Genomic DNA, 21023 nt, shown 5'->3' on the forward strand with positions numbered 1-21023 from the left:
GTGGCAGCAATCCCAGCGTCAAGTCTGCCGTCAGCCCTACCCGGCGAAGGTCCACGGCAGATGCCCAACCGAGGGCGTCATGACCTTCGGGAGACTGCTGTGCTTGCTCACTATCTCGCTGGGGTTGCGCTCGACGCCCTGGCAGTCCCTACTCCCCCGCCCGCCGCCCCACCCGGCCTCGATGCCACCGGGAATCTGTTCATCGGCTGGATGAAGTGGATCCTCATCGTCGCTGGTGTCGGCGGTCTGCTTGTCTGCGGGATCATGATGGCCGTCGGTCGCCGGAACCGGTCGGCATTCGCGGCCGACGGCGCGGCTGGCATCCCGTGGGTGCTGGCCGGGCTCACGTGCGGCGCGGTTGCGGCCGTGGTCGTCGGCGCAGTTCTGCCGGGCTGAGTCATGACCTACGACGTCATCACTCGCGCCCACCGCACCACGCGTCGCCGGATTACCGCCCTCTGTCTGGCCACTGCGGCGGTGCTCGGCGCTGCGGCCGTGGCAATGGCGTTCGGCGCGGACTCGGATCGACCTGCTTCCTCGACCTTGGGACCGGTACTGGTCCGTCCCGAGACCACCGCCAACGGCCAGGCAGTTCTGCCTCGTGACCTGGATTGGGTGGACGTCGCGGGAGTCTCGGTGCCTGTTTCGCGACAGTCCGGTCCTCGCGTCTCTGGTGAGGGCCAGGCTCGGGGATTTACACACGACCTTGGTGGTGCCGTGCTGGCCGCCGTGCACATTGTCGTGCGCGTGAACCCGCAGGTCGGTCCGGCTGTTTTCGAGTCCGCACTGCGTACTCAGATCGTCGGAGCCGACGCGGCCGCGATGCGGGTTCAGATCAGGCAGGCGTACGACGAGCTGCGCGGCCAGACGGGCGTGGCGGATGGGCAGCCCCTCGGGCGCCTGACTGCGACTCTGCTCGGCTACCGGATCGTCAACTACACCCAAGACGAGGTCGTCCTTCGCTTGCTGACCGAGGCACCAGACGGCTCGGGTAGGTCGCTGATGGTCAGCACAGAGGTTCGTATGCGCTGGACGGGTTCGGACTGGGCGTTGCTGGCACCCGCTGGCGGGACGTTCGACCAGGCCGTGACCGTCGTCTTGGATCCGTACACCGCCATGTTCCTTCCCTTCAACGCGGGCGGGTGATCGTCGTGCCTTTCTGCAACCCCTTCATGCCCGCGACCTGCGCCGGCGTCATCGTCGATGGCGTTCAAGCCCCGGGTGCCGTCCGGGATTCAATGGTCGACGCGCTCCTCGATGGGTTGGCCGACGCGACGAAAGACGCCATTCAGTGGGTCGCCGGCCTGCTGACCAGCTGGACGCTCATCCCGTCGAACGACCTGTGCCCGACCAGCGGGTCTGACCCGGGTCAGTGGGCTACCGACTGGGTGGCCCAGTGCAACGCGGCCGCCGGACCCGCGCAGCAGCTGCGTGGGTTCATGCTGCCGATCACGATCCTTGTCCTTGTCGGTGGATTGGTGTGGCAGGGCATCACCATCGTCATCAGCCGCAAGGGTGCACCGCTTCTGCAGGTGGTACGGGGAGTCTGGAACACCGCCCTGTGGGGCAGTGTCGGCGTTGCCGGCACCCACCTGGTCCTCAAGGCCGGGGACAGTTACTCGACGTGGTTGTTGGACGAGGCGATCTTCAAGGAGTCCAACGAGCCACCCAACGAGGCGATGAGCACCGCGCTCGGGGCACTGCTGCTTCCCGGCACCGAGGTAGCCCCGTTCGTAATGATCCTCGTCGGTGTCGTCGTCATCTTCGCGGCCGTGGTGCAGACCATCCTGATGGTCTTCCGCGAAGGCGCCGTGGTCATCCTGGCCGGACTGCTTCAGCTGGCAGCGGCGGGCTCCATCACCCGAGGCACCAGTCAGTGGCTGCACAAAACTCTCGGCTGGTCGCTGGCGCTCGCGCTGTACAAGCCAGCGGCGGTATCCGTGTATGCCACCTCGTTCGTCATGATGCGCGGCAACGGTCGGGACTGGCTGATGGGCCTCGGCATGCTGGCCCTGTCGGTGATCGCCCTACCCGCGCTGATGAAGTTCTTCACCGTCTTCACCGGCGGTGTCGCCTCCGGGGGCGGAGGCCTCGGTATGGCCGGTGCCGGCGCCGCCGCAGGCTTGCACGCCGCGTCCTCGATACGCGGAGCGGCCGGCGGTCACAGCGCCGGCGACCACGCCCGCTACATGGACTCAAGGGGTCCTGGTAACGGCGGCGACAACGGCCCCACCGGGGCCATGCTGACTCCGTCCGCGCCCTCGCCCACGAGCGGATCCGGTGGGGGTACGACCGGTGGCGCTCCGACGGTGATCAGCGGTAACGCCACTGCCGGCGGCATGCCGGGTCCGGTAACACCCACCACCGTGCCCGCCGGTACCGGTGCTACCGCGTCCGCCGGTGGTAGCGCCGCGGCCTCGGGTGGCGCGGCGACCGGGGGTGGCACCGCGGCGGCCGGGGCGGCGGGATCCGCGGCCGGGCCGGCGGCACCGGTCGTCGTCGGTACCGTCCTGGCCGCGCAGGCCGGGGCCGCGGCAGCGAAGGCGGGCGCGAACACGGCCAGCTCCGCGATGCGGGACGGGAGTACGCCGTCATGAGCAGCGACCAGGCGCAGATTCGTACCTACGGAGGTTGGCGGCGGGCGCGGGGCATGGGGCTGTTCGGCCTCGGGCCGACGCAGACCTTCGTCGTCCTCGCGGCGATCACCACGCTGATCATCTCCGGATCGATGGGACTGCGGGCGCTGGCCGTTGCCGCCGGTCCCTGTGTGCTGCTCGTGGTGCTACTGGTCCTGCGATGGGACGGGGTGCCGCTATCAGCCGGAGTCGCACAGCGAGTGCGATGGCTGATCGGCACCAGCCGCGGCTACACCTCGTACCGCTCCGGGGTGATGGTGGCCGGCGAACACGCCTGGCAGCTTCCGGGCGTGCTCGCCCCGACCACCCTGCTGACCGTCGAGGACGAGGGCAGCGGCCGGTACGGGGTGGTCTACAACCGCCGGTTGGACACCATGACGGTGACGCTTCGCTGCGCGGCCACCTCGACCTGGCTGGCCGATCCCGACGCGAGCGCGGCGTGGGTGGCCAACTGGGGCGGCTGGTTGGCGAACCTGGGCTACCTGTCGATCGTCGACCACGTCACCGTCACCGTGGACACCGCGCCGGATCCGGGTTCCCGGTTGGCCGATCACGTCAGCCGACGGGTCGTCCCGCACGGTCCGGCTTCCGCCCGGCGGGTGCTGCAACGGCTGGTGGAGGTGTCCCCGGCAGCCGCCGCCGACGTGGAGACCCGGGTGTCGGTGACCTTCAGGCCCGGTGCCTCCCCCAGCAAACCCAAGAACCTCGACGAGGCCCTGGAGGAGATCAGCCGGGCCTTGCCGGGTCTGCAGGACTCGCTGGGCAGCTGCGGACTGACCGTCCTCGGCCGAGCCCGCGCGGAGACCATCTCGGCCATCGTTCGGACGGCGTTCGATCCGGCCAGCCGAGGTGACATGGCCCGGCTGGCGGCGACTCCCGGTCTTGATCTGAGCCGGTGGTTGGACTGGGACACCGCCGGACCGGTGATGGCCGAGGAGCACCTCGACCGGTACGTGCACGACTCCGGCACCTCGGTCTCGTGGGCATGGCACGAGGCACCACGTCAGCACGTGCACGCCGATGTCCTCGCCCGGATGTTGGCGCCCGGCCCGTACCCGAAACGGGTTTCGCTGCTGTACCGACCTTTCCCCGCTGGCGAGGCCGCGCGGATCGTAGAGAGCGAGGTCAACGCCGCAGCGTTCCGGGCGGCGTACAACCGGGCGCAGAAGCGCGACGAGTCCGCTCGCGACCACGCCGACCGGGATCGGGCCTTGCAGACCGCGCGGGAAGAGGCGACCGGGTCTGGGGTGGGTCTGATGTCGCTGTTCGTCACCACCACCGTCGTCTGCGCCGACGACCTGGGCCGGGCCATTGCCGACGTCGAGTCCCGAGCCGACGTCGCCAAGATTCGGCTGCGGCAGCTGCGCGCCAGCCAGGCCGCCGGCTTCGCCACCACCCTGCCCTGCGGCGTATGCCCGCCGCAGCTGGCCCGCCACTGGCCCCGCTGACCAAATGACCAGGAGACTTCTATGAAGCGCACCGCCGCCGCAGACGCGGTCACGCCGGCGCCAGCATGGGGTGTACGGACACCCGGCGCCGGCCGAGCCAGCCACATCTCCCCTGGAATGGAGTACCAAGGAACGACGGTCCAGCTGTGCGGACTGTTCCCCTTCGTCGCCGGATCCGGGGCACCCACGATCGGCGTACCGATCGGACGTCACATGCTCTGGGGCGAGGTCGTCTGCCTCGACCCCCTCGAATGGCTCCGAGAGGGCCTCATCACCAACCCCGGTGTGTTCGTCCTCGGACAACCCGGCGTCGGCAAATCCACGGTGGTCAAGCGGCTCATCACCGGCATGACCGGGTTCGGCACCAGCGCCCTGATCCTCGGCGACACCAAACCCGACTACACCCGACTCGTCGAGCACCTCGGCGGACAGGTCATCCGCGTGGGCCGTGGCCTCGACCGGCTCAACCCACTGGACTCCGGCCCGCTGGGCAGCGCGCTCGCGCGCATGGGCAGCGCCGACGCGCGGCAACTACGGCTGGAGATCCGGGGCCGGCGCATGTCCCTGCTGCTGGCGCTGTGCGCCCTGGTGCGAGGGCAGGCGCTGAACAACACCGAGGAGATCGTCCTCGGACGGGCGATCGACCTACTCGCCGAACGCCTGGCACACGACCCCACGGTGCCCGACGTGCTGAGCCTGGTCGAAGCCGGCGCCGACGAGCTGCTCACCGCCGCCCGGGCCCGGACCGACGGCGAGTACCGCCGCCGTGTCGACCAGCTGGTGCCTACCTTGGCGCTGCTGTGCGAGGGCAGCCTGCGCGGGGTGTTCGACGGCCCGACGACCAAGCCGCTGGACCTGGATGCCCCGGCTGTCAGCGTCGACATCTCCCAGGTCGCCGCTGCCGGGGACCAACTGGTAGCGGCCGCGATGCTGTGCACCTGGGCGTACGGCTTCGGCATGGTCGACGCCGCATCCGTACTGGCCGACCAGGGCCTCGCACCGCGCCGGCAGTACCTCGGCGTGATGGACGAGCTGTGGCGAGCACTGCGAGGTGCATCCGGCCTCGTCGAGCACGCCGACGCGCTCACCCGGCTCAACCGACAACGAGGAATGGCCAGCGTGATGGTCACCCACTCTCTCGCCGACCTCGACGCTCTGCCGACTCGGGAGGACCGGGCAAAGGCGCAGGGCTTCATCGAACGGTCCGCGATCAAGATCCTGGCCGGGCTGCCGCCTCGCGAGCTGAACCGGGTCAATGAGGTGATCAAGCTTTCCGGGCCCGAACGCGAGCTGGTGGCATCCTGGGCCGCGCCGGAAGCATGGTTCGCCGGCTCGGTGCACCCAGGCCGAGGCAAGTACCTGATCAAAACGGGTGAACGCAACGGGCTGCCAGTGTCGCTAACTCTGGTCGGCGACGAGTGGGAGCTCTACGACACCGACGCCGCGATCCGACAGGCGCAGCCATGAACACCCGGCCCGTCGAGCCGCGCGGCAGTGCCGGAGGTCCGCTCACCCCGTTCCTGATGCTGGGGCTGGCGTGGGCGGTCATCGCCCTGATGTGGCTGTCCTGGCTCGCTGGACGGATGGCCGCCGCCGTGACCGGGCAGCCAGCTAGCGGTCCCGGCTTCGGATCGGCGTACCTGGAACACCTGCTGCGTACCGAATGGTCGGTGTTGTGGCCCGGGGTGTCCCCCGCCGTTGTCGGTCTGGTCTACGCGGTGCTGCTGCTGGTGTTGCTCGGCCTGGTCACCCTCGCGACGCTGTGGCGGCTCGGGCGCCGGACCGACGCCGAAGACCCGCTGCCGTCGCTGGCTGGCCCGGCCGAGGTGCGTGCGATGACGCTGCCCGCAGTGGCCGCCAAGGCTCGGCACCTACGACACGGCCTGGCGGATACGGCGGTGAAGGAGATCTCCGCCGAGTCCGCTGGGATCGTGCTCGGCGCGCATCGGCGGCGCGGCTCAGGCCCTCGGCTCTACTCCACCTGGGAGGACGTCATCCTCGCAGTGATGGCCCCCCGCGCCGGAAAAACCACTGCCCTAGCCGTGCAGTCCATCCTTGGCGCGCCGGGGGCGGCCCTTGCCACCAGCAACAAGCCCGATCTCTGGGCGACGACGGCAGCCGCTCGCTCCGAGCGTGGCAGCGTGTGGGTGTTCGACCCGCAGTCGATCGCTCACGTGCCGCAGGGCTGGTGGTGGAACCCGCTCGCCGCCGTGGACGACGTCGAGGACGCCCACCGGCTGGCTAACCACTTCGTCCAACAGGTCCGCAATTCGCAGGGCAGCGACGACTTCTGGATCCAGGGTGCGCTGGACCTGCTCACGTCGCTGATCCTGGCTGCCGCGCTGGAGGGTCGGACGCTGGCATCGGTGCAGGCGTGGTTGTCGGACTCCACCTCGCGGGAGCCTGCGACGATCCTCAAGAGCCACGGGTTCGGGGCCTCCGCCCGGGCGATGTCCGGCCGGCAGGCCGGCGCGCCGGAGACCCGCGAAGGGCTCTACGAAACCGCCCGCACCGCAGCGGCGTGCCTGGCCAACCCCACCATCATGGCCTGGGTCACCCCACCGGACCTGCCGTTGCCGGCGCTGGACGTCGAAGCGTTCGTCGAGAGCACCGACACGCTGTACCTGCTGTCCAAAGACGGCGCCGGAGCGGCCGCACCGCTCGTCGCTGGTCTGACCGACCAGGTGCTGCGCGCCGCAGTGACGCTAGCCGAGGCGCACGGTGGCCGGCTCGATCCGCCGCTGGTCGCCTGCCTGGACGAGGCCGCGAACATCTGCAAGATCGCGGACCTGCCCGAGCTTTACAGCCATTTCGGCAGCCGAGGCATCATCCCGCTGACGATCCTGCAGTCCTACCGGCAAGGGACCAGGGTGTGGGGTGAGCAGGGCATGGACGCGCTGTGGTCGGCCGCCACCGTCAAACTGGTCGGCGCGGGCATCGACGATGCAAGGTTCGCTGAGGACCTGTCCCGGCTCGTTGGCGAGCACGACGTCACCGTCGCCTCCCGCACCCGCGACGGGAAGGGCCACACCTCGTACCAGACGTCGGTGCGTCGGCAGCGCATCCTCGATCCGGCGCGGATCCGGGCGCTGCCGAAGGGCACGGCGTTGTTGTTCGCCACCGGCGTGAAGGTGGCCATGCTCGACCTGCTGCCTTGGTACGACGAGCCGAGCGCAGACCGACTGACCGAGGCCGTCGTGACGTCCACCGCTGAGATGACCCATCAGGCACAGCGCACCCGCGCCGCGCGCCGGGATCGGATGGCACAGCGCTCCTGGCGGGGACGGGTCAGCTGAAGCTGCTCCCCCATGGGCTCACGCAGCGTTGACGCCGCAAACGCGCCGATGACGTTCGACCTCAATCACGACCGACAGTCGTAGGTGTAGCGCCGCACGGCGCCGGGTCTAAATCCAACCTAGGTCGCGGGCTCGGATCAGGGCCTCAGTTCTGCTGCTCGCGGCCATCCTGCCGTAAAGAGAGCGCAACAACCGATGCATCATTCGCTCCGAGTAACCCGCCGCTTGGGCGAGCTGGGCCACCGTAGCGCCGGTGGCCAGACGGCGGAGCCAATCACGCTCTTGGGGCGATGGGACGATCTCCGGTGCCTCATCGGGACGATTGCCGGTGGTGGCTCGCGCCCGGTCCGTTGAGCTGCCGGTGAGCAAGGTGAGGACTTCGACGGGTAGAACCGCTTGCCCACGGCTCAGCTGCTCGAATGCGCTGCGCAGCATATTCGCTGATACGTCACGCGCTAGTGCCCCCGCGGCACCCGCGATCAGCGCGCGAGCACACGACGCCGTTGTCAGTTCGCCGACCAGAGCGAGGATGTGAACATCCGGACGGGACAAGTGGAGGTCGGCGAGCAGTTGCCAGTCGACGGAGTCGCTGAGGCTGAGCAGGACGATCTGTCGCCCCGTGTCGGCAAGCCAGCCCCAGATGTCCGGTGGTCGCTCGACGATGTACCCACCAGGCTTCAACGCTGCAGCTACGCCGTCGCAGTAGAGCGGCAACGGGTCGAGGATGGCGGCACGGATTTCCATCTGTAGGCGCCTCCACGGGCGATTGGTCGGCACCGCAGGATATGGCCAGCCATGTCAGGAGTCGGAACTTCCTGGCGGTGTCGCGACGCCATCTTGGCGTAGAACGGCACGTAGTACGCCAAGTAGCGTCCTCATGTAGCTCGAGGGAGAAACTGATGAATGATCCGCATTACCGCCATGACGACTGGACGTGGCCGCGTCCCGACGATTGGTCCGAGCGCTGCACCATGGACGATTCCGGTCTGGCCCTCAAGCGGGACGAGAGGGTCGTTGTGGACGTCCGCAGCGAGACGGACCCCTGGTACAGGCAGCCCGCCACCGTAAATCAGTTCGTGTCTGGTGAAGAGCCGCTCGCGGCAGTCACTTTCGACCTGCTCGGTACCGAACTGGTGCCCCGCCGGGCGCTACGGCGCGCGTACTGACCGTACCTACGACCAATCATCCACTGATGCGCGACCGCTAGCAGCGCGCACCTGAGCGAGGATGGCCTGGTCGGCGTGCGGTCCGAACAGGTCGAGGTGCAGATGATTCCGCCGGATGACGCCGGGTGCGCAGGTGATGGCGCGTGCCGACTCGTAGGCGTCGATCGCGTCCTGCACCTGACGTTCACGCAGGAGCGCCAACCCACAGAGGGCGAGACCACGCGCGTTGAGCATCTGGTAGTCGTGCTGGTCACGGCTAAAGCGCTCGTCGGACTTAGCAAATGCCTGGAAGAACGCCATCCTTGCTTTGTCCTCGTCGCCGAGACGGAAAGCGACAACCCCTTTGACGGCGAGCGCTCCTAACGCTTGTACTGTGCTGGAGAATTGCGCGGCCGAGTCGGCCGCTTGCATCGCGTGCTGTTCGTCGCCAGGGTTGTCGCGGAGGAGAAGGGCGAGCGCCCGGTTCACTGCGGCCTCCCGCGAAATCGCGTAGTGGGCACGACGCTCTCCGATCGCGGCAGCCTTCTCAGCCTCGACTATGGCTCCGGACGCCTTCCCTGAGTACAGAAGGACGGCAGCTTTGGCGTTGTGCAGCTCTCCATCACTCGCGTTGTCTGCGAAGCCGGCAAGGTCGAGCGCCTGATCGATCCGAGCTAGGGCCTCTTCGTCGTGCCCAAGTTGACTTGCCACCCAGCCCACATTCTGCAGCAGGCGCACCCGGATCTCCCGGTGGTCGTCCAGCGGAAGCGGCTTGATGAGAAGCCAAGCCCGCGCGAGCTCGTGCTGCGCCTCCTCAAGCTTGCCGCCCTTGGCCAGGCAGAGGGCGTATTCGAGCCGAGCCCCGGCCTCGCGCCTACCGCAGCGAAGCTTCTCGAAGCTGGTAATGCCTTCGCGGAAATTGCCAGCCGCCTCAGTCACGAAGCCGGCCTCGAACAGCGCAATACCTAGTTGCACTTTGACGAAGGTCGCGGCCGTGCTATCTCTGGCATCCGCTGCGTGGCGCAAGGCCTTCCTGAGGTTGTCCAAGTCGTCTGGCTGTCCGTCCTGCTGCTGAACCGCGGCAACAAGGTATGAAAGGTTCCGGCCTTCAAGGGCTGGCTCCCCGAGCGCTCCGATTAACCGCCGGCGCCATGCGGTAAAGATCCGGCTCTGGCCCCACCGGGCGAGGTAGCGGTCGTCGATGTCGTCCATGAGTTCCAAGGCGGCACGGAGGGCCGCTATTGAGCCGTTAGCCTCCCCGATCCGCAGATGAAGCTCAATCTCCCCAAGCCGGGGCCACAGATCATCCACGGTACGAACCGGGTGAACTCGCTGGGCCTGCAAGTAGCTGGTGGCCTGCTGCCACAGCGTCGGGCGGTCCAAACCGCTTGCAGCGACACGTCCGTCGAGGAGAGTCGACAGGAAGAACTGAGCGTCGGGAACGCGAGGAATGTAATAGTGATCTTCACGTCGGCGCACCAGGTTTCGTCCAAACAGCCGGTGCAGCGGTCCCCTGCTGTCGGCACCCTGGACGATGTCGTGAAGCAGATAGTCAACGGCCTTGGGCGGCACCGGCCGGCCGTAGACTGCGAGTGCCTGCATGACGCGCAGCTCCGTCCTCGTCAGCTCGTCGGCCATGAGCTGCAGAAGGACCTCCGGGGCATCAGGTAGGCCGTCGATGCGGTTGGCTAGCACCGCCACGGTCCACGCCGTCGTTCGAAGCAGACCGACAATCAGCTCGAGCGACCGCGGATGTCCCCTGGTCATGTCGTAGAGGCGATCTAACTCCGCCTCCGATGCGGTGCCCAGGCCCAGCTGATCATGATCAAGACTGCGCAGGAGGTTCTTTGCCCACAGCCGCGGAAGTCCGCGTTCCAGTGACAGCGTCTTGGCCCGTCGACGCAGGTCACCGAGGAAAGCAGCGGGCTGGTGCTGAACGCTGAAAAGGAGAGTGATGGAGTGCTCTGGAGCCTGAACGCCCAGTGTGATGATCAGCTCCCGCAGTTCCCGGTCTTTGCACTCGCCCCTGTCATCGAAGAGGTCATCGGCATCGTCGATCATGACGATCACCTTTAGTCCACTGACCGCCGTAAGCACCTCGCCAAGCATGGTCCGCCAAGGTCGCCGTGCGTGTGGTTGATCGTCGGCGCCGCTCTGCGCGATCCGGGCGATGTCCGCGAGCAAGCTCTCGGGAGTGATCCACCGATGGCTGCGATACGAGAGGTAAACGATGCCGTCAAACGGCGATCCGGGGCATGCTTGAGCAGGGTCATCGTAGAGGTGCCGGAGCATCGCTGTCTTGCCGATGCCGTCGCGTCCGTGCAGCAACACAACGGGTACCTCCGGATTGCGGATCAGGTCGCACAATGGAGGGAGGTAGTCTTCGCGATCGACGAATGCCACGGACGATCCGCGCGGCATCTCGTTGACCCGTCGAGTTCCGCTCGGCCGTGGGATGGTCCGCGGCTCGGCCGTAGCCTCAAGGGTCACCGGAAAGGCCTTGTCCTCCGCCGACCCGAGTTCGTCTAGGAGGCGATGCAGGCGCCGCCATTCGGAGGCGGAACCTTCCGCTATGTCCACGACGGACAGTTCAGCGGCCTCATCCGGCACCGCCATGGCGGGATCGGTCCGGATGACCACGACCGGTCTTCTGCGGTCCTGGGCGGCACGGATCAGCCGACGCGCGGCGTCCTCCGTGACGGACTCCGACCGGCGGCGGCCAAGCACGACGATCACCGCGTTGGCACGACGAAGCGCTTGCTCGTCGTCCTCCGTAACCGTCCAGAGATGAACGTGCGGCGCTACTGCGGCCACCTGCACTCGCAACTCGCGGAGCAGCCGCTCGTTTTCAGGCGAACCGAACATCAGGACCGACAGGGTATCCCGCCGTATGGGCAGAGCTGAGGGTTCCGCCTCTGCCACCAGGTCGGTATGCTTCAAGCCTTGCGGTACCAGGTCGATTATGGTTTGTGCCGCCATCTTCCAGGTCACCGTCGTCCGCATGTGCCGTGCCAGGGCAGCCGCCCGATCGAACGCGACTTGCGAATTCTTGAGCACTGCAGCGATCGCGTCGCCCCAGCGGCGGACGTCGTCGGCCCCGCCCTCAACGGGCACCACGATCCGGTCGTAATACTCGGGTGCCGCGTCACGCAGGTGCTGGGCGAGTCCGCTGGCTTCACTGATCAGCACGGGTGTACCGAGCGAGATCGCCTCGACGCCGACAAGGCCGTATCCCTCCGCGCGTGACGGCATCAGCACGAGAGTGGCGCGCCGCAGATCTTCTTCCAGCCATGCCTCGTTGACGGCGAACGTCCGCGGGACGACTAACAGGCCGGGCCATCCCGCCCACTTTTGGATCTTCGTACGAAGCTTGTCCGCCTCGTCCGGCGGCACGCCGCGCACCACGAGCTTGATGGTCGACGCGTCATCGACGCCCAATTGGCTGCGGACATGGCCCAAAGCTCGGGCTGCGAGCGCCAGGCCCTTGAGCCGGTGGTCCTCCATCCGGCCCATGATTAGGATTTCGCGCTGACGCTTCGGCTGCCTCGGCTCGAGCCTACTTATTCCGTCGAAGCCGGGATAGATCGATAGGCCGCTGAGCACGTTTGGCCGGTTTAAGAGATTCTCGAGTTCGGCCGCCAGCAGGGGGCCGACTGCTAGCGAGTGGTCGGCACGCCGGGCAAGCTCTGTCTCTATCCTAGTTTTCGTCTCGGCCTTGACCGCTGGCGACACCGTACCCGATTTGTGCCACTCAATCTGGTCGGGTGCTGTGTGCATCACATAAAGGTGGACGGCGTTCGGGAAATACTGCTTTTGGGCCTCTGCTGCGGGCCCAGAAACGCGGCCATGACCAATGATGATGTCGGGCGTAAACCCGTCCGGCAGGTCCGGCCGGAGGAAAAGCGCATTCTCTTCCGTAGCGCCGGGTATATCCTTGGGTCCAACAAGCGTCACCCTCGCGTTGGAGGCGTCCTCCTCCTCCGCCTTGGACGCCCCCGGAATCAAACAACAAACGTCGCAGCCGGCGTCGGCGAGCGCCTTGCACATCAGTCGGTTGAAGGTGTTAATGCCGCCGCCTGTCGAGAACCAGTTAGTGTCGACCGCCAGGACACGTCTCCGGGAGTTGACCGGAGGCATCGGCCTGTCCTCGCCGGCCTGGTGAGGGCTGCCCATGTCGCCATACTGCCATCTCGTCGGCGATGACGGCAGACCCACGTCACCGCTGTGTCATCGATCTGCCACAGACAGCGCATGATTCGAGTTCTGACCAAGTGGTGCGGTCTACGTCCATGGGCGCCAGTACCAACTGTCGGAAATCCGTCCGTACCACCATACGAAATTTCCACAGCGCTTCGGCGAATGGGTGGTAGGCCTCGTGGTATTCGACAGATGAAGTCGTGGCACCGTCCCTGACTGCCTTCCGGATGCCGACGACGCGGTGGAAGACTGCCTCCCCTGCCTTGACCACCGACGTGGTTGCCGTCATGAGCAACTGTTCGCGTGCGCCGTACAGGCCGGCATCGCTCATGGCAGCGTTGACGGCATTTCGACGTTCCTCCACTGACATAGGCGAGTCGCTTACCTTCCGTAGCGCCGCGTGGGCGGCGTTCAGAGCAAGCACGAATTCGACGTAGGTTTCGCGCCTGAACTGCTCGTAGTCGCGGTTGCGCTGCTGCCTGTCCCGACGCACGTCCGCGAAGAGCGTGCCAGACAGCGCGATCAAGGCACCGACGACAGCCGCTACGAGTGGTATCCAGCTCATGCTCATACCAACAACGTATCGGCCTTCTTGAGAACGCTCACCCCCTGCAACGGTCCTCCGGCATGCCACGGGTGCGTTTAAGCGTTGCTTGACCGCCCAGCCTGGAACCCTTACAGCAGTCAGCTTTGCTAGCAGCTCCCGCGGCGAAACCGCACCAGACGGCGCCGCCGCCCGGCGTGGCCTGGCTATACATCGTCGTATACCAGGCGCAGAAGTGGCACGTATCGATCTCCGGCCTCCCTGGCCACCCCCGTGCGCCTCAGCGCGGTACCGACGGCAGGATCGGCAGTGTCCAGGTCTGCGGCGACGCACACCACGGACGGTTTTTGACCTCCGTGCGGCGCGCACCTCGCGCATGATTCGCCAGTGCGCGGCGCCGCCGCGAATGTCCCGCGATTGCCCGTGCGGCCCGACCGTCCAGCCGCCCTCACGCGCGTCGTCCAACGTCCCGACGTACAGCTTGTCCGCGCCGACCGATGGTCGTTGACCAGCTACGCATGGCGCTTTCGGCCAGCGGACGAGGACTGTGCCCCAGGATGATCAGCGGGTGATTGAGCTGGTCCGGCGTCCGGCGTCCGGCCGCTGTCCATCCGTTCGATGACTCGGCGGACCAAGTCGGTGTCCGCAGCCCGGTACAACTACCCCGGCCACAACACGTCGCGGTCGTGCAGAAAGCCAAGGTATGGAGGCAGTCTCTGCGGACTGGTGGCCGCGATCACAGACAGCTCCTCAATGGCCTCGTCATCCTCGGCGCAACCTCCGATCAACTCCTCGGTCACCAGGGGATGTTAGCCATCTCGATCAACCGACCATCCGACGGAGCAACGCCGGTGATGCCGCGGCAGGTAGTGCCGATCCCGATGTATGCCGTGCTCCGGTGCGTCGGTGGGACGTGTGGGAACAAGCAGCGGCGGGACGGCCTGTACGTGGTCACGCACGCTACGGCAGACGGCGCGGTGTCATTCCCACCACTTCCACCAGTTCTCTGGAGCCTGCTCGGCTGGCATCTCTGACAACGAATGGTGTCGCGGCTCGCCGAGCTCACCTGACGCAGCGCAATTGCGGAACGGGCCATCATCGCCGTACAGGATGGGCAGTTGATGGTCGAGTTCCCGCAGCCAGGGCAGCATGCCGGTCATCTGCAGTCGGGCCTGTTCCCAGCCGTACCACAGGGCCGTCAGCCGTGTGACCGCTTCGTCGTGGCGCCACCATTGCTCGCACCAGTGCCAGCGGGTCATGCCTACCTCGCCGACCGGGCGCGGGAAGGTCGGCAGCAGGTAGGTGGTCACCCACTGCTCGACGGTCGAGTACAGCGGCGGCTGATCGTCTCCATCGCCGGGATGGACGCGTTCGGCTTGGGCCTGCTGTAGATCGGCAACCTGCGCCGCCAGGCTCGCCACTTGAGCCCCGAGTTCGTCAAGTTGAGTAGCCGCCTCAGTTCGGATCCCCTGCGACGTGGTGGCCGTCATCGTGTCTTGCCCCGCATCGAAACCGCGGTGACCGCTGCCGCAGGCTGTTTACCCGCGACCGCGGAGCTGACCTGACCTACGCGAAGCTTTGGGAAGGCCTGCACCCAAGCCGGCGTCCTAAGGACGTCAGCGCCCTGGACAGTCGCTGCGTAGGCGACAAGGTGATCGGCATTGTCGTCGTGGAGCACGCTCGCCGACTGCCCGGCTGCGTGCTCGTTAGCGACGGTACGGGGACTGTCGATCGTCCCGCCGTCGCGGACTCCCTCGTCGCGCTCGGCAGCAGCTCGGCTCTGCAGGTCGCGGGCCAGGGCCTCATCCACGTGGCGCTGCGCAAGGCGGATCGCCTCGACCGGCTGTCCGTCGGCGTCGCCGACCCTGATCGCCTGCTTCATCTCCGCGGCGAGATCGCGGAGCAGCTGCACCGGATCGCCAGCGGGGAGCTTCCCCGCGGCGCGCCACTGGCGCTGCAACTCGTCGAGGGCCTCCGGCCGGACGTACTCGGCCAGCTTCATCGCCTCCTGCCTAACGGCGGCGTCGAGGTCGTCGACCAGCGCGCGGCCACCGGGTGGCAGCGCAACTGGACCGTCCGGGGTGATTCCCCGCCGGTCGGGCATGCCGCCATGTGCGCGAGCGCCGCCGCGCGGGCGGCCAGCTGAGCGCGCGTCACGCTCCCACACCTCCCGGGCGGCAGTACGCATGGCCTCTGGGATCGGTACTCCCGCCTGCCGATGGCGTTCGTAGGCGGCCATCAGGTCCGGGCGGATCTGCCGCAGCCGTTGCTCGGCGAACTCGGCCGCCCGCTGGGCTACCGGGTCACTGCTGGCGTGGATCGTCGCGGTACGCCATACGGCAGCGGCCTCGGCGAAGGTGGCCTTGTTGACCAGCCAATCGCCGTCCACCGACGCTGCCATCTGCTCCCGGTCCGCCCGTACCTTCGCTGCCAGCCGGTCGGCTTCGCGGCGGGCCGCCGCGGCGGCCATGTCGCGGCGGACATCGCGTTCCCGTTCGGCAGCCTTGTTCTGGATGCCCACGGCGGCCCAGCGGGCGCCGGCCTCGCCGACGGTCGCCATCGTCGCCAGACCTTGTAGGAACTGTTGGCGGGTCTCGGCCATCGGGTCTTCGTGTTGCTGCGGGTGCGACACGTGCACCTCCCTAGCCTGCTCAGCGGCCGCGCTTGGTACGCCGGCCGCCTCTCACTGTCGGTGAGGGTGTTGATGTCGGAGTTAGCGGCAGCGTTACCGCCCGTTGCCGGCCGCCCGCTACCAGCCGAAGGGCGTCGGCTGCGGTCCGGGCGGCCTCGGCCTGGTGTAGGCGGTGCTGGGCATTTCGTAGCTGTTCGAGGGTGTCGGCGAGCCGGGCGAGGTCCATGACCAGTGCAAGGGCTGCGATGGTGTCGTCGTCGCCGGAGAGGCGGCCCAGGAGCGCTACCAGGCGCGACATGACGCGCATCTCCTGGGAGCGGCTGGTGGACTTCTGAACCCGGCCGTATAGGTCCCGGGCTGCCCGGTCGAACACCTCGGCGGCCCGATGCAGTGGCCCGCGCCGGTCACCTTCCATCGTGTAGGCCAGGCTGGTGAGCAGGTCCGCTGCGGCGACCGCAGTGGCCTGCGCCCGCCCGGGCACGGCATGGGCATCGCGGCGGATGTCGTCGGCGGCCGCGGTGACCACCTTGGCGGCCTGGCGCATCGCGGCGACCCGCTCGGTCCGTCCGACCGCTGGCGTTACCGGCATGAACGTGGGAGCGCCCCACCGCAGCCGCAGCTTCGGCAGGGTCATGTCGGGCGCCAACCGCCCGCCGCCGAAGTACACGCGCTGCCCGCTGGTGGTACGGGTGTCGGGGAGAGCCACCGCGTACCCGGTGATCTGGCGGGGATCGGTGCTGCTCTGCCGGAGCCGGACCAGGATGCCCGCCTCTCGTAGCCGGGCGAAGAACTCCTCCTGCGACCCGGCAGCAGCCGCAGCCGTGCGTACCCGCCGGCGCAGCTCGTCCCGCGGCGTTCGGCCGCGGCCGGCGCGGCGGGCTTTGCTGACCTCCGCGGGGTGGGGGCGGCGGTGCGCGGTGCGGTCAGCCGGCGGGACCCAGCGGCGCAGGTTCCAGCGGCGGGCGACGTTGTAGGTGGCCTTGACGCAACGCGGGTAGTCATTGCGCAACCAGTTGGTACGGCCGTCCTCGCGCACCAGCGTGGCGACGATGTGTACGTGGTCATCGGCGTGACGCATGGCGATCCACCGCAGGCCCGGATCGGCGGCGGTGGTGGCGACGCCGACCTCGGTGAGCATCTGCACCGCCATGTTCGCCCACGTCGTGTCGCTGATACTGCGATGGCGATCCTCTGGGGCGAGCCGCATGCTGGCGTGCCAGACAAACTTGGTCGGCGGCCGGTGGCCGGCGCGGACCGGCTGCTCTAGCAGTGCCGTCAGCACGCGGAGGTCCCGCTTGCCGTTGGCGGTGACTTTGGGCTCCAGGCCTGCCAGAGTGCCTGCGCCATCCCAAACGGCGACCAGGTGCGGGTTGATGTGTTCTTCCGCCTTGCCTGGCCCCCATAAATAGCGCAGCAGGCCGCCGATGCGGGAGCCCCGTCGGTGCACCCGCGTGATCACCGCAGCTTCCTGTCGATCCGGGATATCACCTCGTCAAGCCGGGCCACCGCGGCCGCGCAGAGCCGGACGGCCTCAGCGGCCCAGTCGGGCAGTTGGCCGGTCGAGTTGAACGCGGCGGCGGCCTGGTTGACGTTGTTGCCGAACATCACCACCGCGCGGCGAGCGGCGAACAACTCGTGCTGCAGATCGCGTAGGTCGCCGGACGTACCACCGGGTGCCTGAGCGGCGGACGCGGCGGCGACAGCGGCCTTGGCCGCGTAGCCGGTCGTGGTCAGCTGCGTGATCGCCGCCGCTGCGTCGATCGCGGCCTTTTCCTCATCGGACAGCCTGAGCAGCACGGCGTGGGGGCGACCCGGCCGATTGTGGGCACGATGGCGGGCCGTGCGGGGCGGGGCGGGCTGCTCACTGTCCATTGACACCACTGTGCGCCCACGGCGTTGCCGGCGACGTCAGCGCCAGCGGTACCGGGTTCAGCGGGGCCGACGCGACGGGCGCCGCCCGCTACCCATTGCCAATCTGCGACCGCGCCCGGTCGCAGATTGATAAGCAATGGCCATATCTTGCTCCAACCGCCACCTGTCCGGCCGGATGCGTTTACGGGCTCGTTGGTGTTGCGTCCGGTCGAACCTTGCGATGTCCGGACTTACCTTGCGTGGTCCGGATCTACTTTGCGGGGCGGGGCCAGAATCGGCACCGAGGGGGACGGCTATCAGAATGCCGTGTGTGGTCGCGGCTGCGGCGGCGTGGGCCGGCACCGTGCGCTGGACGGCGAGCAGGTCACGGCGTGCGCGGCTGCGGTGCCCGCGTCGACGCGACCGCCTCGGACATCCACCAGCTGCTCACGCGGGCCAGCCGGTGATCCTGCGCACCCACCGCCGAAGCCGCTCAGTCGGGTACCTGCTGCGCTACCTGATCGGCCTGGGCCGGCGGCGAGCACCACGATCAGCGGCTGGTAGCGCTGTAGACGGTCGCCTCGATTGGCGCGCTGCGGGAGCTGCAGCCGCAGGCCTCACCGGGTGCTGGGCTGCTCCTCGCCAGCACTGGCCTGTTCCTCCAGCAGCGTCAGCGCCGCCTGCAGCATCGCCGTGGCAGCGGTGAAGAACATGTGCATGTGCGATGGTTCCAGCGCGTGCCGGGCATCAATGTAGTCGTCGTACTTCTCAGGTGTGCGGGCCAGCATCGGCACCGGCCACACCTTCCCGTGCGCGGCACCGCTGCCGACCCGCCACATGAACATGTGCGAGTACTGCTTCACCACATCACCTGGGTGAAGGTGCTCGGCCGCCCACTGGACCACAGCGGTGGCGTTGAAATTCGGGCGGGTGCATCCGCGCTGGGCCAGCTCGGCGCACAGCCGCCGGCGGGACTCCGTCAGCTCTGCAATGTGCGCCCGGGCATCGTCGAGCCCCTGCGGAGGCAAGAATGCGTACCGCACCACGTCCTCGGCCTGCTTCTTCTCCTGGGCGCGCTCATCTGCGGCTGTGATCAACGCCCGCGTGATCCGCTCGTCCTGCTGCGGTGGTGCGAGCATCCAGATCACCTGCGCTGCATTTAGCTGCGCTGGGCGGCACAGCGACGACCAAGCTGCTGGAGATGCGATCCGCTCGGCCTCCCACAGCATCGCCGCGACGTCTAGGTGTTCACGAGCCGCGTGAACACCGATCCGCGCTGGCAGGCTCACCGACACCCCGAGCGGTGCCTCCTGGTCGTCGTACGCCAACCGACTGCCCGACTCCGGCATGAAGGTCGTTGTTCGGTAAGACCTCCATGACCGCACCAGGCGTACCTGCGCCTCCAGGTCCGCCATCAGGTCGACGACATTCATGACCTTTGCGGCTTCCTCGTCACCGAATCCCTGCAGGAACACGCTGCCGTTCGCATACGGAAACTCAGTCATCATGCTGGTCTATCAATCACGGCGCCGGGAGGCCAGCGTATAACCGGCGAGCTCGGCCGACAAAATAAGATCAACTAAATCCACGAAGTGGGTGCGGAAGATCGTGTGCGAACGCTTGGACCCGACCTCCCCGACACCCTGACGAGTATGACCTTGCACGGAGCCATGCTGCCCCGCCTGGACCGCGCCGACGAAGCGCTGGCCGTACACCGCGCCGCGCTCGACAGCCGCCAGCGCGTCATCAGCCCTGACCACCCTGACATTCACGCCACAGGCGAAGCCCTTAGCGCCCTGCAGTTCGCCCGCGCCCGGAACCAAACCTTATGACGTCTCCATCCGGATGCTGTCCGTCCTCATCGGCCTCGCCGTGGCCGTACCGCAGTCACCCGTGACAGTCGGTAACAACCAGGGCCGCTCAACACCAGCACTTGCACCGGACGAATACGCGCGGCTCACAGTCATACCGGGTCTCATCGATGACCGGTGATGCTGGCCCCGCAGGCTTCGCAAGATCCGCAGGCCTGGCGGGCCCAAGCCGGGCGACTGGGATCAGGGCCTCGAACCTGAGGTCATCACCAGCCCGAGGGACGGCGGCTCGGCCGGCACGTGGGCCGGTGGACGCAGTCGGCCGGCGAGTGGTCCAGGATGGTGTCGATGACGCAGCCCCGATAGAACTGGCTTCGGTACCCTCGGGGACCGCGCACCGGCGCGAGCAAATGTGGCGCAAATGGCGACGCTCGGTGCACTTACTAGCAGATCCGGACACTTCATTTGGCCGCGCCGCAGTGCGGATCGAACGCCGGTGTGGACGGCTGGCCCCGGCTACACTCTCCGCCGCGGGTCTCTCTTGTCGACAGATGGGGCACAGCATGGTTTTCGGAAGTGAAGAGGACGTCAAGAAGGTGCTTGACATCGACACCTGGCGGAATCTCTCCAAAGACAAAGTCTTCCAGCTCGTGGCCATGATGCCGGAGATAGAGAAGGAGGTCCAGCTGAAAATCATCGAGCAACTACCTGAGATCACAAAGCTCGCCGTCAAAGCGATGACTACGGTGCGCAAAGTGCACGAGTCCACTCTCTCGTCTAACGAGAAGAGTCAAAAGAACGTTCATCGGGGCTACCAAGAGACCAGAGCAGCGATCATCGCTCAACTCCAACGCGACGACTTGGACCCAGAGACGCGGAGGTACCTGAACGAATTGCTCATGCAAACGGCGGACAAGGAATCCACAAAAGACTCCGAAAACAAGCACTTTCTGGACAGGTTAGTCAACAAGACAACACTCGGCGTCGCCGCCGCAGCAATTGTCCTGACCGTCGTCGCCACCGGCGGCAAAGTAGCACTTCAGAACGGTGATGCACTACGCAAACCCTGACGGCTCGCGACTCCGTCGGGCGCCATAGTCCTATCTGAACGCTTCAGGACAATTCGGGTTGGCCTTGAGCTAGAGCCGCTGGTGGGGCGAACGCGACCAGAGCACCAAGATCGAGCACCCAGCCTCCCAGAGCGTCGAGGCCCATGCCAGGGCGCAGCATTGTCGTGCCACGTGCATTCGAACCTGCCGTCGGTCCACTTTGTCATCCCGTCACCTCCACCGGAGGCAGCCCGTTGGCTGGCGCAGCGGCGTCAGGTTTAAGACGAGGCGTTCCCGAGCGCTGCCAAGCGGCGTCAAGCCGGCACCCGGCCCGTTGGCAGTTGTTTCCGGAAGACGCGCCCCAGCAGTTCCGACGGCGGCCGTAGCGGGCTGATGCCTTCCGCGGCCCGCAGG

18 protein-coding genes are annotated in these 21023 nt (G+C 67.3%); 9 read left to right on the forward strand and 9 right to left on the reverse strand.

Features of this window, described 5'->3' with window-relative positions; all coding sequences use genetic code 11:
- The first annotated feature begins 60 nt into the window (after window positions 1-60).
- The 6 genes from AB0C01_RS07425 (at window position 61) to AB0C01_RS07450 (ending at window position 7380) form a co-directional block, all read left to right on the forward strand.
- Window positions 61-396, forward strand: coding sequence for a hypothetical protein (locus AB0C01_RS07425; RefSeq protein ID WP_357570580.1), 336 nt, complete (start codon window positions 61-63; stop codon window positions 394-396).
- A 3-nt stretch (window positions 397-399) separates the two neighbouring features.
- A complete protein-coding gene (locus AB0C01_RS07430) occupies window positions 400-1146 on the forward strand; it encodes a hypothetical protein (protein WP_357570581.1) in 747 nt (248 codons plus the stop codon).
- A 92-nt stretch (window positions 1147-1238) separates the two neighbouring features.
- On the forward strand, window positions 1239-2597 hold the full coding sequence (locus AB0C01_RS07435) for a hypothetical protein (protein ID WP_357570582.1): 1359 nt from the start codon (window positions 1239-1241) through the stop codon (window positions 2595-2597).
- Window positions 2594-4084: an SCO6880 family protein gene (locus tag AB0C01_RS07440; protein WP_357570583.1), complete on the forward strand. Its 1491-nt coding sequence runs from the start codon at window positions 2594-2596 to the stop codon at window positions 4082-4084. Before AB0C01_RS07435 ends, AB0C01_RS07440 begins: the two co-directional genes overlap by 4 nt.
- Before the next feature lie 21 nt (window positions 4085-4105).
- Window positions 4106-5551, forward strand: coding sequence for a hypothetical protein (locus AB0C01_RS07445; RefSeq protein WP_357570584.1), 1446 nt, complete (start codon window positions 4106-4108; stop codon window positions 5549-5551).
- Window positions 5548-7380 carry a TraM recognition domain-containing protein gene (locus AB0C01_RS07450; RefSeq protein ID WP_357570585.1) on the forward strand — a complete coding sequence of 611 codons (1833 nt, stop codon included), beginning with the start codon at window positions 5548-5550 and terminating at the stop codon, window positions 7378-7380. Before AB0C01_RS07445 ends, AB0C01_RS07450 begins: the two co-directional genes overlap by 4 nt.
- Window positions 7381-7488: 108 nt before the next feature.
- Here AB0C01_RS07450 and AB0C01_RS07455 read toward each other — a convergent pair whose 3' ends face one another.
- Window positions 7489-8124 carry a hypothetical protein gene (locus AB0C01_RS07455; RefSeq protein WP_357570586.1) on the reverse strand — a complete coding sequence of 212 codons (636 nt, stop codon included), beginning with the start codon at window positions 8122-8124 and terminating at the stop codon, window positions 7489-7491.
- A gap of 155 nt (window positions 8125-8279) precedes the next feature.
- Here AB0C01_RS07455 and AB0C01_RS07460 point away from each other — a divergent pair, with 155 nt between their 5' ends.
- Window positions 8280-8546, forward strand: coding sequence for a hypothetical protein (locus tag AB0C01_RS07460; protein ID WP_357570587.1), 267 nt, complete (start codon window positions 8280-8282; stop codon window positions 8544-8546).
- A gap of 6 nt (window positions 8547-8552) precedes the next feature.
- Here the strand turns inward: AB0C01_RS07460 and AB0C01_RS07465 are convergent, their stop codons facing one another.
- From AB0C01_RS07465 to AB0C01_RS07500, 8 genes are all read right to left on the reverse strand, one after another.
- On the reverse strand, window positions 8553-12698 hold the full coding sequence (locus AB0C01_RS07465) for a glycosyltransferase (protein WP_357570588.1): 4146 nt from the start codon (window positions 12696-12698) through the stop codon (window positions 8553-8555).
- 43 nt (window positions 12699-12741) lie between these two features.
- Window positions 12742-13293 carry a hypothetical protein gene (locus AB0C01_RS07470; protein WP_357570589.1) on the reverse strand — a complete coding sequence of 184 codons (552 nt, stop codon included), beginning with the start codon at window positions 13291-13293 and terminating at the stop codon, window positions 12742-12744.
- Between the two features lie 632 nt (window positions 13294-13925).
- Window positions 13926-14066 (reverse strand): hypothetical protein, encoded by a 141-nt coding sequence (locus AB0C01_RS07475; protein ID WP_357570590.1) that lies wholly within the window; start codon window positions 14064-14066, stop codon window positions 13926-13928.
- A gap of 180 nt (window positions 14067-14246) precedes the next feature.
- Window positions 14247-14756 (reverse strand): DUF4913 domain-containing protein, encoded by a 510-nt coding sequence (locus AB0C01_RS07480; RefSeq protein WP_357570591.1) that lies wholly within the window; start codon window positions 14754-14756, stop codon window positions 14247-14249.
- The gene (locus AB0C01_RS07485; RefSeq protein WP_357570592.1) at window positions 14753-15898 is read right to left on the reverse strand and encodes a hypothetical protein; all 1146 of its coding nucleotides are present in this window, start codon (window positions 15896-15898) and stop codon (window positions 14753-14755) included. The genes AB0C01_RS07480 and AB0C01_RS07485 overlap by 4 nt, the downstream gene beginning before the upstream one ends.
- A gap of 19 nt (window positions 15899-15917) precedes the next feature.
- On the reverse strand, window positions 15918-17357 hold the full coding sequence (locus tag AB0C01_RS07490; protein WP_357570593.1) for a relaxase: 1440 nt from the start codon (window positions 17355-17357) through the stop codon (window positions 15918-15920).
- Window positions 17354-17770 carry a hypothetical protein gene (locus AB0C01_RS07495; RefSeq protein ID WP_357570594.1) on the reverse strand — a complete coding sequence of 139 codons (417 nt, stop codon included), beginning with the start codon at window positions 17768-17770 and terminating at the stop codon, window positions 17354-17356. The genes AB0C01_RS07490 and AB0C01_RS07495 overlap by 4 nt, the downstream gene beginning before the upstream one ends.
- Window positions 17771-18366: 596 nt before the next feature.
- Complete coding sequence (locus tag AB0C01_RS07500; RefSeq protein ID WP_357570595.1) at window positions 18367-19254, reverse strand: hypothetical protein; 888 nt, start codon at window positions 19252-19254, stop codon at window positions 18367-18369.
- A 165-nt stretch (window positions 19255-19419) separates the two neighbouring features.
- On the opposite strand from AB0C01_RS07500, the gene AB0C01_RS07505 reads away from it, so the two are divergent.
- A complete protein-coding gene (locus AB0C01_RS07505; RefSeq protein ID WP_357570706.1) occupies window positions 19420-19581 on the forward strand; it encodes a hypothetical protein in 162 nt (53 codons plus the stop codon).
- A gap of 530 nt (window positions 19582-20111) precedes the next feature.
- A complete protein-coding gene (locus tag AB0C01_RS07510; RefSeq protein ID WP_357570596.1) occupies window positions 20112-20630 on the forward strand; it encodes a hypothetical protein in 519 nt (172 codons plus the stop codon).
- The last annotated feature ends 393 nt before the right edge of the window (window positions 20631-21023 follow it).

The sequence above is a fragment of the Micromonospora sp. NPDC048905 genome (assembly GCF_040649655.1).
In the GTDB taxonomy this organism is placed as follows: Bacteria; Actinomycetota; Actinomycetes; order Mycobacteriales; family Micromonosporaceae; genus Micromonospora.